At 32.2% G+C, this 15,289-nt stretch carries 11 protein-coding genes, 1 other RNA gene, 1 pseudogene and 1 riboswitch; all 13 genes and pseudogenes read right to left on the reverse strand.

The window, feature by feature from the left end; genetic code table 11:
- Positions 1 to 196, reverse strand: a pseudogene (locus K292_RS0108720) (hypothetical protein); the annotation flags it as partial.
- Positions 197 to 292: 96 nt separating this feature from the next.
- Positions 293 to 1,030, reverse strand: coding sequence for a pyruvate formate-lyase-activating protein (pflA, locus tag K292_RS0108725; RefSeq protein WP_037372897.1), 738 nt, complete (start codon positions 1,028 to 1,030; stop codon positions 293 to 295).
- 34 nt (positions 1,031 to 1,064) lie between these two features.
- On the reverse strand, positions 1,065 to 3,290 hold the full coding sequence (gene pflB, locus K292_RS0108730) for a formate C-acetyltransferase (protein ID WP_027399516.1): 2,226 nt from the start codon (positions 3,288 to 3,290) through the stop codon (positions 1,065 to 1,067).
- 128 nt (positions 3,291 to 3,418) lie between these two features.
- Positions 3,419 to 3,504, reverse strand: a riboswitch (ZMP/ZTP riboswitch).
- 79 nt (positions 3,505 to 3,583) lie between these two features.
- On the reverse strand, positions 3,584 to 4,183 hold the full coding sequence (gene recR / locus K292_RS0108735) for a recombination mediator RecR (RefSeq protein ID WP_027399517.1): 600 nt from the start codon (positions 4,181 to 4,183) through the stop codon (positions 3,584 to 3,586).
- A complete protein-coding gene (locus tag K292_RS0108740; protein ID WP_156900507.1) occupies positions 4,183 to 4,539 on the reverse strand; it encodes a YbaB/EbfC family nucleoid-associated protein in 357 nt (118 codons plus the stop codon). The genes recR and K292_RS0108740 overlap by 1 nt, the downstream gene beginning before the upstream one ends.
- Before the next feature lie 47 nt (positions 4,540 to 4,586).
- On the reverse strand, positions 4,587 to 6,146 hold the full coding sequence (gene dnaX, locus K292_RS16580; RefSeq protein ID WP_037372898.1) for a DNA polymerase III subunit gamma/tau: 1,560 nt from the start codon (positions 6,144 to 6,146) through the stop codon (positions 4,587 to 4,589).
- 80 nt (positions 6,147 to 6,226) lie between these two features.
- An RNA gene (gene ffs / locus K292_RS18265) (signal recognition particle sRNA small type) lies at positions 6,227 to 6,326 on the reverse strand.
- A 189-nt stretch (positions 6,327 to 6,515) separates the two neighbouring features.
- Entirely contained in the window at positions 6,516 to 7,508 is a 993-nt protein-coding gene (locus tag K292_RS0108750) for an AIR synthase family protein (protein ID WP_027399519.1), read from the reverse strand.
- A gap of 99 nt (positions 7,509 to 7,607) precedes the next feature.
- Positions 7,608 to 9,596, reverse strand: a complete 1,989-nt coding sequence (ligA, locus tag K292_RS0108755; RefSeq protein ID WP_027399520.1) for an NAD-dependent DNA ligase LigA — start codon at positions 9,594 to 9,596, stop codon at positions 7,608 to 7,610.
- A 37-nt stretch (positions 9,597 to 9,633) separates the two neighbouring features.
- Positions 9,634 to 11,856: an ATP-dependent helicase gene (locus tag K292_RS0108760; RefSeq protein ID WP_027399521.1), complete on the reverse strand. Its 2,223-nt coding sequence runs from the start codon at positions 11,854 to 11,856 to the stop codon at positions 9,634 to 9,636.
- A gap of 204 nt (positions 11,857 to 12,060) precedes the next feature.
- Complete coding sequence (gene rbr / locus K292_RS0108765; RefSeq protein ID WP_027399522.1) at positions 12,061 to 12,597, reverse strand: rubrerythrin; 537 nt, start codon at positions 12,595 to 12,597, stop codon at positions 12,061 to 12,063.
- A 105-nt stretch (positions 12,598 to 12,702) separates the two neighbouring features.
- Complete coding sequence (locus K292_RS0108770; protein ID WP_027399523.1) at positions 12,703 to 13,623, reverse strand: carbohydrate kinase family protein; 921 nt, start codon at positions 13,621 to 13,623, stop codon at positions 12,703 to 12,705.
- On the reverse strand, positions 13,620 to 15,287 hold the full coding sequence (locus tag K292_RS0108775) for a nucleoside kinase (protein ID WP_037372899.1): 1,668 nt from the start codon (positions 15,285 to 15,287) through the stop codon (positions 13,620 to 13,622). Before K292_RS0108775 ends, K292_RS0108770 begins: the two co-directional genes overlap by 4 nt.
- Positions 15,288 to 15,289 lie beyond the last annotated feature (2 nt).

The raw sequence follows: 15,289 nt of genomic DNA on the forward strand, positions 1-15,289 counted from the left end.
GTATTCTATATAGATTTCTTTCTGTAAAAACTAAAGTAAATATTGTTTTCAATACAATAACACATGGAATTCCTGATTCCTTATAAAAATTTGACTGTTTTAAAAGTTCAGATATTCCTATCTTAGAAAAAAACAAGTCGATTCTAGAGTTTACAGTCTGTTCAGTGCGTAAATTTTCTGCTATAATGGAATTCATAAAAAGTCCTACTTTCTTTGATATTTATGGGTTTGTCGTTATTTCCATTATATCAAAAATTAGGACTTTTTTATATATCCTAAAGCAGATTCATATTCATTTTTCAAGGTGCATTAACATTTCCCTAGTGGGAAAGTTGAGTAAGTTATTTAATTTCTCTAATTTTTTAGGGTCCATTTGAGGCGTTCCCTTTAATCTATATTTTAAATTTAATTTTTCCCATTTAGCCTCGCCCAAATTATGATAACCAAGTAGTTCTATATTTTCAATATTTTTTATATTTTTTATAAATTCATTTAATCTTTTAATATTATTTTCTGTATCATTTATTCCCGGTACAATTACTTGTCTAATCCAAACAGGCTTTTCTTTTTTATTAATAATTTCAATTATTTTTAAAAGATTTTTCTGTGAAATTGATGTAATCTCTTTAAACAACTTTGCATCCCAATGTTTTATATCCAAGATTATCATCTGTGCTTGTTCTATAGCATAAGCAGTATGTTCATCAAAATAAGTACCGCTTGTATCAATAATGGAGTTTATCCCTTCTTTCTTTAAAGCCTTCATACATTCTGTTATAAATTCACCTTGTAATAAAGGCTCTCCTCCGGAAAAAGTTACTCCTCCATCTTTCCCATAATATGGTTTATATCTTTTAGCTATTTTAACAATTTCATTAGCTTCATAAACCTTTCCACCATTTAATTTCCAAGTATCTGGATTATGACAATAGATACATCTTGCAAAGCATCCCTGCATAAATACTACGGTTCTGATGCCAGGACCATCAACCGCACCCATAGTTTCTATCGAATGTAAATATCCTGTCATAATTCCTCCTATATAATAGCCTTAATTAACAGAACTAGATAGCAGTGTGAATTGTACGATTAATTACTTCTTCTTGATGAGCTTTACTTAAACTGTTAAATTTAACCGCATAACCTGATACTCTTATTGTTAGATTTGGATATCTTTCAGGATTATCTCTAGCTTCTATTAATTTAGCTCTGTTTAATACATTTACATTTAAATGATGAGCTCTTTGAGTAAAATAACCACTCATTAAATTTACCAATGTATTCTTTTGATCCTGTTTATTTTTTCCTAGTGTTTCAGGTGTTATACTGAATGTACATGAAACGCCATCTTGACAATCATCAAATTTAACTTTAGCAACAGAATTTAGAGAAGCAAGCGCCCCCATAGTATCTCTGCTGTGCATTGGATTAGCTCCCGGCGCAAAAGGTTCACCTGATCTTCTTCCATCAGGAGTATTCCCTGTCTTCTTGCCATAAACGACATTTGAAGTAATTGTAAGAATAGATAATGTATGCTTTGCATTTCTGTACGCTGGATGAAGTTTCAAACTTTGTGTAACTCCTTTTGCCAGTGCAGATGCTATATTATCAACTTTATCGTCATCATTTCCATACTTAGGAAACTCACCTTTAATATCAAAATCTACAATCAAGTTATCATCATTAAATATAGGAGTAACCTTTGCATATTTAATTGCACTTAAGGAATCTGCCGCTACTGAAAGACCTGCAACTCCAAACGCCATTAACCTTGAAAGGTGGGTATCTAAAAACGCCATTTGAATTTTTTCATAATCATATTTATCATGCATGTAATGAATGATATTCATAATATTTACATATAATTCGCATAACCAGTCTCTATAAAAGTTAAATCTTTTTATTACCTCATCATAATCCAACTGCCCTGTAATAGGTTCCATTTTAGGTCCTACCTGAATACCTGTAAGCTCGTCTCTTCCACCATTAAGTGCAAGAAGAAGTATTTTTGCCAAATTACATCTTGCACCAAAGAATTGCATTTGTTTTCCCATCTTAATTGCAGATACACAACAAGCTATGGAATAATCTTCTCCATAATCTTTTCTCATGACGTCATCATTTTCATATTGTATTGAATCAGTATCAATAGAAACTTGTGCACAAAATTGCTTAAATTTCTCTGGAAGTTTCTCAGACCAAAGCACGGTCATATTTGGCTCCGGTGACGGTCCTAAATTATACAGTGTGTTTAAATATCTGAAAGAATTCTTTGTTACAAGAGTTCTGCCGTCAGCACCCATTCCTCCAAGACCTTCTGTAATCCACATAGGATCCCCTGCAAACAGTTCATTATATACAGGAGGTCTTAAGTGTCTTGCTACTCTCAGCTTTAAAATAAAATCGTCAATATATTCTTGAATTTGCTCTTCTGTTGCAATTCCCTCTTTTAAATCTCTTTCTGCATATATATCTATAAAAGTGGAAGTTCTCCCTAGAGACATAGCTGCACCATTTTCTTCTTTTATAGCGCCAAGATAAGCAAAATAAACCCATTGTATAGCTTCCTTCACATTTGCAGCTGGTTTTGATATATCACATCCATAAGAAGCTGCCATTTTCTTAAGCTTACCTAAAACTTCAATTTGCTTTTGAATTTCTTCAGTTAATCTGACATTTTCTTCTGTCATAGGAAGATTACTTTGAAGTTTATGATCTTTTTTCTTTTCCTCAATCAAATAATCAACACCATACAGTGCAAGTCTTCTATAATCTCCAATAATTCTTCCTCTTCCGTAAGCATCCGGAAGGCCTGTAATTAAGCCAACTTTTCTTACCATTAGCATTTCATCTGAGTAAACACTAAATACTCCATCATTATGGGTTTTTACATGCTCAAATGTTTTCTCAATGTCTTTACCTAATTTTACACCGTAAGCTTCACAAGCTTGTCTTGCCATCCTGATTCCACCAAATGGGCATACACCTCTCTTTAATGGCTCATCTGTCTGCAATCCTACAATTATATCTAAATCTTTATCAATATATCCGGGTTCAAAAGCGTCCACTGTCATAATACGGTCAGTATCAATCTTTAAGACTCCATTATTTTTTCTTTCTTCTATCAATAAATCTTCTACAATCTTAGTAGCCTTCTTAGTTCTTTCTGTAGCACCTACCAAAAATGTCTCATCACCTTCATAAGGTGTATAGTTCAATTGAATAAAATTATCTACATCAATATTATTTCCCCAATTACCGGATTTAAATCCTCTCCATGCTCTTTCCACTTTAATTACCTCCTACTGGACTTATATTGTCTTTAACAAATTTATTACTCTGACTAAATACAAAATAGCTTTGTATTTTTTATTCCGCTGCTCTTTTAAAATAAAAAAGAGCAACATTCATTAATTTCAAATGTTGCCCAGACGGTCGGCTGTTAACAGACTTTTATTCCCCTGTGGTTATTCCCACAATTACCCGTCAGTAATAAAAGTCCTATTCAATTATATTTAAATTATACTTTACTCAATATTGATCTGTCAAGGATATAATTTAGATGTTTTTTATGTTATTGCACCTATAATTCTCTTCTACCTTCCATAGCTTTCGAAAGTGTAATTTCATCTGCATACTCTAAGTCACCGCCTACGGGAACCCCATGAGCAATTCTTGTAACTTTTATTCCTGCAGGCTTTATAAGTCTTGCAGTATACATAGCTGTGGCTTCACCTTCAATATTAGGATTTGTAGCTAAAATTACCTCTTTAATATCATTTTGCTGTAATCTTACAATAAGCTGTTTTAAGTTGATATCTTCAGGCCCTATTCCATCCATAGGAGAAATTGCACCATGAAGGACATGATAAAGGCCTCTGAATTCCTTCATTCTTTCCATGGCAAAAACATCCCTCGGGCTTTCCACTACACAAACAACACTTTGATCTCTTGAAGGATCATTGCATATACTGCAAGGATCTATATCCGTAAGATTACCGCATATACTGCAATACTTCATATTTTTCTTTGCTTCAACAATAGAATCAGCTATAGCTACTGCATCCTTATCTTCCATTGAAAGAATATGAAAAGCAAGCCTTTGAGCTGTCTTACCGCCAATTCCTGGAAGCTTTGAAAGCTCACTTATTAATCTGCTTAATGATTTTGCATAGTATTTCATTACATTAATCCCGGAATAGATAATCCACCGGTCAACTTACCCATTTCATTTTGTGACATCTCTTCAATCTGTCTTAACCCTTCATTTACAGCTACTAAAATTAAATCCTCCAACATTTCCACATCATCAGGATCAACAACTTCAGGTTTAATTTTTATTTTAGCAATTTCCTTTTTACCATTTACTGTAACGCTGACAGCACCACCGCCCGCAGTGGCTTCCACTTCTTTTTCTTCTAATTCTGCCTGCATTTCTTCCATCTTTTTCTGCATCTGCTGCATTTGTTTCATTTGTTTCTGCATATTTGCATTACCGCCGCTGCTAGGTTTTTTACCAGCTCTCATACCTTTTCCCATTTCATTTCCTCCCATATATATCTGATTTTTATTTATAAGAATAATCTTTATTCTATTTCTATACTAATACCAAGCCGATTCCCAATGGACTCTGCTAGATCTTCTGCTATCTTTTCTTGCGACTTTGATTGAACCTCACCTGCTGTATAACATTCCAATTTTAATGGTCTTCCTAAGTGCTTCTGCATGAGAGATTCTAATGTGGAAGCGTTCTCTTTTACAAATTTCATCGTTAATTCATTGGATACTTCAACAACAAAAGTATTTTCTAAAACTTCTTTTAAAACTGTACCTGTCCGAATTAAGTTAAAACTGCACTTTTGCGTCTCACCCTCTTCAAATATTATATGCCATAATTTTGACTTATCTATATTTTCTTTTACTGCTTCAGATGATGATTTTTGCTGTGTCTTAACTTTTTCTTCCGTTTTAGTTTTAATGTCTTTATTATTAACTTTATTCTGCTCGTAAGTAATTGCAGGTTCTAAAGTTTTTTGCTTATTTTGAAAACTGCTTTTTACAAGCCCTCCCGTTGCAAGTCTTACAATACAAAGCTCCAGTAAAATTCTGGGTTGTGTGGACCATTTTGCGTCTGAAAGGGTTTTTGAAAGTTCAATTATACTGTCATTTATCACTTCTAAATCAAGTTGTTCGCTTTGGTTTCGAATTCTATCAACATTTTCGCATGACATATTTAAAAGATCTTCGGGATTTTTAATAAATTTAGTCATGAGCAAACTTCTGAAATGTTCTACCCAATCCTTCATAAACTGTCTGACATCTTTACCTTCTTCTAAAATTTTATTAAGAAGCAATATAGCATCAGATACATTGTGATTTTTGACATAATCTGTAATCTCTATAAAAACTTCTTCTCCCGATGTACCAAGGAGTTCTAATACATCCTCCCTGGATATTGAGTTTTCACCGGAAGAAATACATTGATCTAAAATACTCAATCCATCTCTCACTGAACCATCTGCATTTGCTGCAATCAAACCTAAGGCTGATTCAGATATCTCTACATCCATTTGTTTGCAAATCTTTTTCATGCCTTCTTTTAATATACTTTCCGCTACTCTCTTAAAGTCCAATCTTAAGCACCGTGACAATATAGTTGCCGGCAATTTTTGTGGTTCTGTTGTTGCCAAGATAAACATAACATATTCAGGTGGTTCTTCTAAAGTCTTTAAAAGTGCATTAAAAGCCCCTGTAGACAGCATATGGACTTCATCAATAATGTACACTTTAAAACGACCTATTACAGGTGGATATTTTACACTTTCACGAAGTTCTCTAATGTTATCCACACCATTATTAGAGGCTGCATCAATTTCAACTACATCCATAAAAGTACCCTCTTTTATACTGATGCAGTTACTACATTTTCCACATGGTTTCTGAGGATCTTCAGAAACACAATTTAAAGCCTTAGCTAAAATTCTTGCTGTGGAAGTTTTACCCGTACCTCTTGTACCGCAAAACAAATACGCATGACTAGTTGTACCTGTTTTAATTTGATTTTTCAATATTTTTACTATATGTTCCTGACCTAAAATTTCATCAAAGACTTCAGGCCTGAAAGATCGATATAAAGCTGTATACATTTTTTACCTCAAATTTCAATTTATATTTTTAATATAAATTTTCCATTAAATAAAATTACCCTTTGTTAGCTTCGCAGGAACTAAGATAGGCTGAGCTGCGGCACATAAGAGGTTCCGTTTATCGCTGCTTCCTTCCGGACCTGACGAGGTTCACAGATTCTTATTGCGCAGGACCCAAATTAGGCCAACGAAGCTAACAAAAGGTAATTATCTATTTGTACCCGATTAATTTAAAATTAAATAAAAAGGTTACATACAACATTTACACTCATTATTTATAAGCTTTTTTTACATGTGCTATATTATTATATTTATTTTATTTCATAAAGTCAATGAAAATATTTTCTATTTATGCTATTTATAGAAAAATTAAATAACTTTATACAGTTCATCACTTGTTGGCGGTTCTATTTCCATTTTTTTAGATTCCCATATCATACAAACCCCATCTTCAAGGTTTTTAATAATTCCTATACATGAAATCTCAATTCCGGCATCAGTAATTTTATTTTCTAATTCCTCTTTCATTTCAGGATGTACCATAATCATCATACATCCACTTGAAATTAATCTTAAATAATCAATATTAAAATGACTGCATACTTTTTTAGTTATATGAGAAACTGGCACTTTATCTACCCATACTTCTGCTCCTAATTTTGCTATATCACACATTTCCCAAACTGCTCCAAGTACGCCTCCTTCAGTAATATCATGCATTCCTGCAGTACCTATTTTACCTGCAATAACACCTTCTTTTACTACACTTACTTGATCAAGCATTGATTTAGCTTCTTCCAGCTCTTCTTTTGTAAGCAGTTTTTCTACATCTTCTTTTTTATCATACGCAATTATTCCTGTACCTTCTAAGCCAGCTTTCTTCGTAATATAAATATAATCTCCAGGTCTCATATCTTCAGCCTTTTGTGATGCTCCCTTTTTACCTCGTCCTATAGCTGTTGATACAATAACAGGTTTAGATACTGCCGGTGTAATTTCAGTATGCCCCCCTATAATTTCTACCCCTAGTTCTTCTGAAGCTTTTCCTGCCTGACGCATCATTTCATCAATTTCTGCTTCTGTTGTTCCTTCAGGCAGCATAACTGCAAGCATAATACCTAAAGGCTCTATTCCATTTGATGCTATATCATTACAGGAAATATGTACTGCTAATCTTCCAATTTCACTGACTGCGGCAGTAATGGGATCTGTGGACAAAACACATTCATATTCATCAAAATCCACTACGGCACAATCTTCACCTATTCCCGGTCTTGTAATAATTTCTTTGCGTCTATATTTTATATTATCAAATACAATTTTTTTTAATAATTCGCTATCTAATTTACCAGTTTTTAACATGACTATTTCTCCTTAATTACATCTATTTAAGTATAAAGGAAAACCTTCATTATTGCAATGAAGGTTTTAAGGATTTATCTTTATTCGATTAAATATATGTTATTCATCAATGTTTTTGCCATTTAAAAGACTAATAAATTGTTTCTCTGTAATAATATCAATTCCCAGCTCTTTAGCTTTTTTATTTTTCGAGGAATTGGATAAATTGTCATTATTTATTAAATAATTTGTTTTTGTTGTTACGGTTCCTGTTACCTTACCGCCTTTATCTTCTATTATTTGCTTTAATTCATTTCTATTTATAAAATTTTCTAAAGAGCCTGTAATTACAAAGTTTACTTTATTAAATATCTGTTCTGAACTAGAAATGTTTACTGTCTCAAACTCTATCTCTTTTAGCACATCTTCTATTCTTTTTCTATTCTTATCTTTATTAAAAAAGTTAACATAGCCTTGCGCCATAATCTCACCTATGCCGTCGATTTCTACTAATTCTTCTACAGATAGTTCCCAAATTTTATCCCAATCATAATCATATGCTTTACATATATTTTTTGCATTTGCAAGACCGATATTTGGTATTCCCAAGCTGAAAAGGAACCGAACCGCAGTAGTTTTTCTTGCCTTATTTACTGAATTTATAAGATTAGTAAAAGATTTTTCTCCAAAACCTTCCATTTCAACAATAATATCTTTATATTCATCTAAATGAAACAAATCTGCAAGTTCCTTTACAAAACCCTTTGAAATGAATTTTTCAATAGTAGCTTCAGATAAACCATCTATATTCATGGCATCTCTGCTAACAAAATGAGTAAAAGATTTTATCTGTTTTGCCATACATTCTTCATTAGGACAATAAAGTACCTTTACGCCACTTGAAGTTTTTGTTTCTTCATGCTTGATTTTAGTTTTACTGCCGCATACAGGACAAGTATTTGGAATTTCAACATTACCGCTTTGCGTTAAATTTTCTGAAATCTGAGGAATTATCATATTGGCTTTATAAACACTTATTTTATCACCAATACCAAGTTTAAGTTCTTCCATAATACTTATATTATGAACACTTGCTCTGCTTACTGTAGTTCCCTCCAGTTCCACAGGTTCAAAGATTGCTATGGGATTAATAGCTCCTGTTCTTGATGCACTCCATTCTATTTTATTTAAAGTAGTCTCCTTTATTTCATCGCGCCATTTATATGCAATGGAATCTCTTGGGAATTTGGAAGTAGAACCAAGAGACAGTCCATATGATATATTATCAAATGTAAGGACCAATCCATCTGAAGGAAAATCATTAGTTTGGATTTTCTCAGAAAAAGTATTTACTTCTTTTTCAATGGAATCAGCTGTGACTTTTTCATATTCTACTGCATCAAATCCCTGTTTTTTAATCCAATCCATTTGTATTGCTCTTGAATTTTTAAAATCAATTCCTTCCGCTTTAACTATTGAGAAAACAAAGAAATTCACTCTTCTTTGAGCTGTGATCTTATTATTCAATTGGCGTACAGAACCACTGCATAAATTTCTCGGGTTTTTATATTTAGCATCGATATCTTCAAATTCATTATTTATTTTTTCGAAGTCGGAATAACGAATAATAGCTTCGCCCCTTATCACTAAGCTACCTTTAAAAGAAATATTTAAAGGTAAATTTACAAATACCCTTGCATTATTTGTAATAACCTCTCCTTCTATACCATTACCCCTTGTTACTGCTTTTTTTAATTTCCCTTCTTCATAAGTAAGAACAATTGTAAGACCATCTAATTTCCATGATAGCAATCCTTCATTAGATCCAAGCCATTCTTTTAAACGCCCCACTTCCTTTGTTTTGTCTAAAGAAAGCATAGGCTTTTCATGGGCTTCTTTAGGCAGATCACTTAGTACTTCATAGCCCACATTGATTGAAGGGCTGCCTGATAAAACAATTCCTGTTTCAGCTTCAAATTCAAGCAATTCATCATATAGCTTGTCATATTCAAAATTTGACATTATTTCTATATTATCTTGCTCGTATGCCCTTCTTGCCTCATTCAGCTTGGCTACCATAGCCTTCATTTTCTCTAATTTGTCATTCATATAATTACCCTTATCTATTTTAAAAATTTATGATTAATCAGATCTTTTTTAATGGTGCAATATCTTTAGCTAATTTCTTTCTTCCAACAGAATCAAACATAACCGTAACAGTCTTATCATCTGCATCCATAACAAGACCTTCTCCAAATTTATTATGTTTTACTCTATCACCATTTTTGAAATCATCATCACTATCTTTGTCAGATGCTTTACTTGCAGTTATATTTTTCTTTATATATTTTAGCTGATCAAAAGGTCTGAAAATCTTTCCACTACTGTAACCATCATTTTGACCTCCATTGCTGTATCCCATATTTGCATTAGGCTTTTTGCTAAAAATAGCATCGCCGTCAACAAGTGATTTATCTAGCTCTTTTAAAAATTGAGATTCCCTTGTATAATCAGTCTTTCCATACAATGTACGCATTTGCGCACTTGTTAGATACAGTTTTTCCATAGCTCTTGTCATTCCCACATAGCAAAGTCTTCGTTCTTCATCAATGCCATCGGGTTTTTCAAGAGAACGCCATCCCGGGAACAATCCATCTTCCATGCCTGGAATAAAAACAACCGGAAATTCTAATCCTTTTGCACTATGCATAGTCATTAATACAACTGCATCTTCATCTGCATTATGATTATCAATTTCAGCGATTAATGCTACCTTTTCTAAAAACTCGGACAATGCTAATTGAGGATTTTCTTTTTCATAGTCAAAAATTACAGATTTAAATTCTAAAAGATTTTCTATTCTGCCTTCTGCTTCAATGGTATCCTGTTTTTCTAAACTTTTTAAATAACCTGTTTTAATTAAAAGTCCATCATATATATCCGAAACTTTTAAATTATCTTTTTCATTATTAAACTCACAAATGGCAGATACCATTTCTTTTACACTGTCAACCGCTTTAGAAGGCAGACCCTCTACAATATCATCATCAGTAAGGGTAATAAATAAGCTTTCTCCTCTTACATCTGCCAAAGACTTTAACTTTTCAAGGGTCTTTTCTCCTATACCTCTTTTAGGCTCATTTATTACTCTTGTTAATGATAAATCGTCAGATGTATTAAGAACAAGTCTCATATATGCCATAACATCCTTAATTTCTTTTCTGTCGTAATATTTAATTCCTCCAAGAACTCTATAAGGTATAGCCCTTGCCATAAGAGCTTCTTCAAAGGTTCTGGACTGCGCATTTGTTCTATAAAGAATTGCAAAATCTTTATATTTTAGTTCGTTATTATGCAATCTGTCAATTTCCTGCGATATATATCTGGCTTCATCTTTTTCATCATCAGCACGATAGTACTTTAGCTTTTCTCCTTTATCTTTTACAGTCCATAACTTTTTATGCTTTCTTCCTCTGTTGTTTTCTATAACTGAATGTGCCGCTTCTAAAATATTACCATGTGAACGATAATTTTGTTCCAGCTTAATTACTTTTGTATTTTTAAAATCCTTTTCAAATTCTAAAATATTTTTAATATCAGCTCCACGCCATTGATAAATACATTGGTCATCATCTCCTACAACACATATATTGGAATGTGCCTCTGCAAGTAACTTCATTACTCTGTATTGTGTATAATTTGTATCCTGGTATTCATCTACCATAATATATTTAAAACGGTTTTGATATTCTGCAAGAACATCCTCATATTTTTCAAATAACTGTACTGTCCTTAAAATCAAATCATCAAAATCCATTGCATTATTTTTCTTAAGTACATTTTCATATGCTTTATATAATTCTGAAATTGTTTTGCTTTTAAAATCTGAACCATTTATATTTAAAAATTTTGCAGGTGAAATATTTTTTTCTTTGCAGTCACTTATAATACTTAGTACGTATGCCGGAGAAAATTTTTTATCATCAACATTTAATTCTTTTAGACAAGTTTTCATCACTACTTTTTGGTCTGTAGGATCATAAACAACAAAATCATTTGTATAATCAAGTAAATCAGCATGTTTCCTTAAAATACGAAGACACATGGAGTGAAAGGTAAGAATCCACATACTAATATTATTACCGATAAAATTTTCCACCCTATCTCTCATTTCTTTAGCTGCCTTATTTGTAAATGTCACAGCAAGTATATTATAAGGAGAAACACCTTCCTCACGTATTAAATAAGCTATTCTATGTGTCATTGTGCTGGTTTTCCCACTCCCTGCACCTGCTAAAATAAGCAGCGGACCTTCTTTATGTACAGCAGCTTCTCTTTGCTGCGGATTTAATTTATCTAAATAATCCATTAAAATCTCCTTTTCATTTCTTCCTTCAATAGCCTATATTGTATCATAAAAAAAGAAAATGAACACCTGTTTTAATCCAAAATCTAATCAACAAATATTATGCAAAATATGAAAAATGACATTGATCCCATAAAAAAACTAAAAGAGAATTTTTTAGCAAAAAATCCCTTTTAGTTTTTATTTTAATATAATACTTTTTAAGAATTAATAATTATCAGCTTTAAGTTGAAAATAAGCTTTTGGATGTTTGCATACAGGACAAACATCATATGCTTCTTTTCCTGTATAAACATATCCGCAGTTAGCACATTGCCATACCACTTCTTCTTTTTTAGCAAAAACCGAACCATCTTCAACATTCTTTAAAAGAGCCTTATATCTTTCCTCATGTTCTTTTTCTACAGATGCTACACCTTCCATTTGCTCAGCTATTTCAGGAAAGCCTTCTTCTCTTGCAACTTTTGCAAAATTAGCATACATATCTGTCCATTCGTAATTTTCACCTTCAGCTGCATGTTTAAGATTTTCAGCTGTTGTGCCTATTCCTTCAGCCAACTTAAACCAAAGTTCCGCATGTTCTTTTTCATTTGCGGCAGTTTCTTCAAAAATCTTAGAAATCTGAACATAACCTTCTTTTTTTGCTTTTGAGGCATAGTATGTATACTTGTTTCTTGCCATAGATTCTCCTGCAAAAGCAGTAAGTAAATTTTCTAATGTCTTAGTACCTTTTAAATCTTTCATCTTAAAACCCTTCTTTCTTTGATTTTATAATAATTATTCACAAATAATCTATGTAAATAACATATTATAATTATTCATCAAATCTCTTTTAGGCGCTTTGCAAATTTAAAAAAGTTCCTTATATCTCTTTTCTATTTTTTCGCTTGAGATTTGATTATTAACATCATATTTTGTTTCCAATGCAATAGATGCGGCTGCCATTCCGTATTGTGCTGAAGTTTTTATATCGCAGTCATTTGCTAAACTTCTCAAAATAGCTGCTGAAAAAGCATCTCCCGCTCCGGCTTCGCTTACAGGCTTAGGACTTTCAGTTCTCATAAAACCCTTTTCTTTTCCGTCTGTATAATAGACTCCTCCGCCGCTTAGAGTAATATATACCCTCTTTACTCCTTTTTCAATCAGACATTCTCCTGCCTTTTCTAATTCATCTGCACTTAATATGGTTAGACCTGTAATGGCTTCTGCCTCTCTTCTGTTTGGTTTTACAGTATGAAACTGTCCAACAAATTCTTTAACTTTCTTTGCATTTTCTTCTGAATCAGGGTCTAAAAACAAAGGTATGCCCTCAAATTTTTCAATAACATATTTTAATGTATCTTCACTTAAAGTAGCATCAATACCAATAACTTTGCAGTTTTGTAACTCTTCTAAAGCTTCATCAATCATATCATTTGTTAATTTTTCCATAACATCCATATTAGATAATGCCATTTCTAAATCACTAATCATATTTAATATTGATATATTGCAAGCAGTATTTTGGCCAGGTAAAAGTTTAACAAAATCCACATTTACGCCAGCTTCTTTTAATTCCCTTACTACACTTTTTCCTGAAAAATCATCTCCTGCAGTAGAAACAAAAACTACATCCTCACCTATCCTTGCAAGGTTCTCTGTAATATTTCTCCCGGATCCACTGAAAGACATTCCTATTGTACCGGAATTTGATTCTCCCTTCATTATCTGACCATATGCACTTGCTTCAATGTTTGCTGAAGCCCCTCCAATTACTCCTATCTTACTCATACAAATATACTTCCTCCTATAAATTCTCTGATAATCGAATTGTTTACTATAATTGAATCATCTTCTATTGTATTAAAAAATTTTAAAAATTTTAACATACTTATTGCTTCACCATATTCAGGTTCTTCTTTTTTAATATTCTCTAAAAGCGGCTCAGCATATTTTTTTAAAACAGCTAATTCATAAATATGTTCTGAATTGAAAAACACATCAGCCTCTCCATTAAACGGAAAAATATTTTTATCTTCCCCTGCTCTTACTTTTGGCCACTCCTTTATCGTTGTCTGTGCATTACGCCCTCTGAATTGAGAATCTCTCACCATTCTTCTTATCATTCTTGCTTCTGTAGTTGGAATTCTATTATGATTGTCTATATTCAATTGTGTCAATGGGCTAATATATATTTTAAACTTTTCTTTATCATCAATCTGTTCTGTTAATTGCTTATTTAAACCATGAATTCCCTCTATAACTATTGGTTGATTTTTCTTTATTTTTATTATCCTTTTTCCAAATATTTTAATACCCTTTAGAAAATCAAAAGTCGGTAAATCTACTGTATCTCCATTTAATAAGCTATTCATGTTTGAGTTGAACAAATCAATATCCAGAGCTTCTAAATCTTCAAAATTAGGTTCTCCATTTTCATCAAGAGGTGTATTTTCACGTTCTACAAAATAATCATCTGTACCCATATAAAGGGGTTCCAAGCCATTTACCCTAAGCTGTATACAAAGTCTTCTTGCAAAAGTAGTTTTCCCTGATGAAGACGGTCCTGCAATAAGAATAATCCTCTTTTTCTGCGCTTTTATCATATCAGCAATCTGAGCTATCTTTTTTTCATGCAAAGCTTCTGAGATTTGTATTATTTCCTTATATTCTCCGCTTTCAATCTTTTCATTCAAATCTCCAACAAATGAAATACCCATAAGTTTTCCCCAATTTGTTGCTTCTCCAAAAGCCTGATACAGCTTAGATTCATCCACAAACTTAGGAATTACATTAGGTGTAGATGGATGTGGAAATCTCAAGATAATTCCTCTTCTATATTTTACAAGTTCAAAATATTGTATATACTTTGTTGAGGGTACCATCAGACCATAGAAAAAATTTCTAAAGCCATCTAAGGAGTAGAATTTTACTTTTTTAACATCTTTATTTTTTTCAAGCATTTTTGCTTTTTGTTTATATCCTTCTTCCATGAGATATTTCATTGCATCTTCCTTAGGCATAACTTGCCTGATAATGGGAAGGTCCAATTCTACAATCTGTCTCATTCTTTCTTCAATTAATTTCAAAGTTTCATAAGTAATATTCTCCTTACATTTAATATCTGTATATAGTCCTTTGCTCAAAGAATTTTCAATTCTTACAAAACTATTTCCTAAAACATCATGAACTGCTTTTAAATAAATTAATGAGATACTCCTTTGATAAATCAAATTTCCATTTTGATTTCTCATATCAATTAGTTCTATTTTACTGGGCTTTTCAATTTTTTTAGTAAGTTCTTCCAGTTTATTATTTACTTTAGCTGCTAAAATAGTATAAGGTAAATCTTTTTGAAATTCGTTTGCAATAGTTTCAAGTTTAGTTCCACTTTCAATAGTTCTTTTTATAAAATCACTTCTAGGTTCTATTTTAATATTAACATCTATTTCCATAA

The organism is Anaerovorax odorimutans DSM 5092, assembly GCF_000426305.1.
GTDB lineage: Bacteria > Bacillota > Clostridia > Peptostreptococcales > Anaerovoracaceae > Anaerovorax > Anaerovorax odorimutans.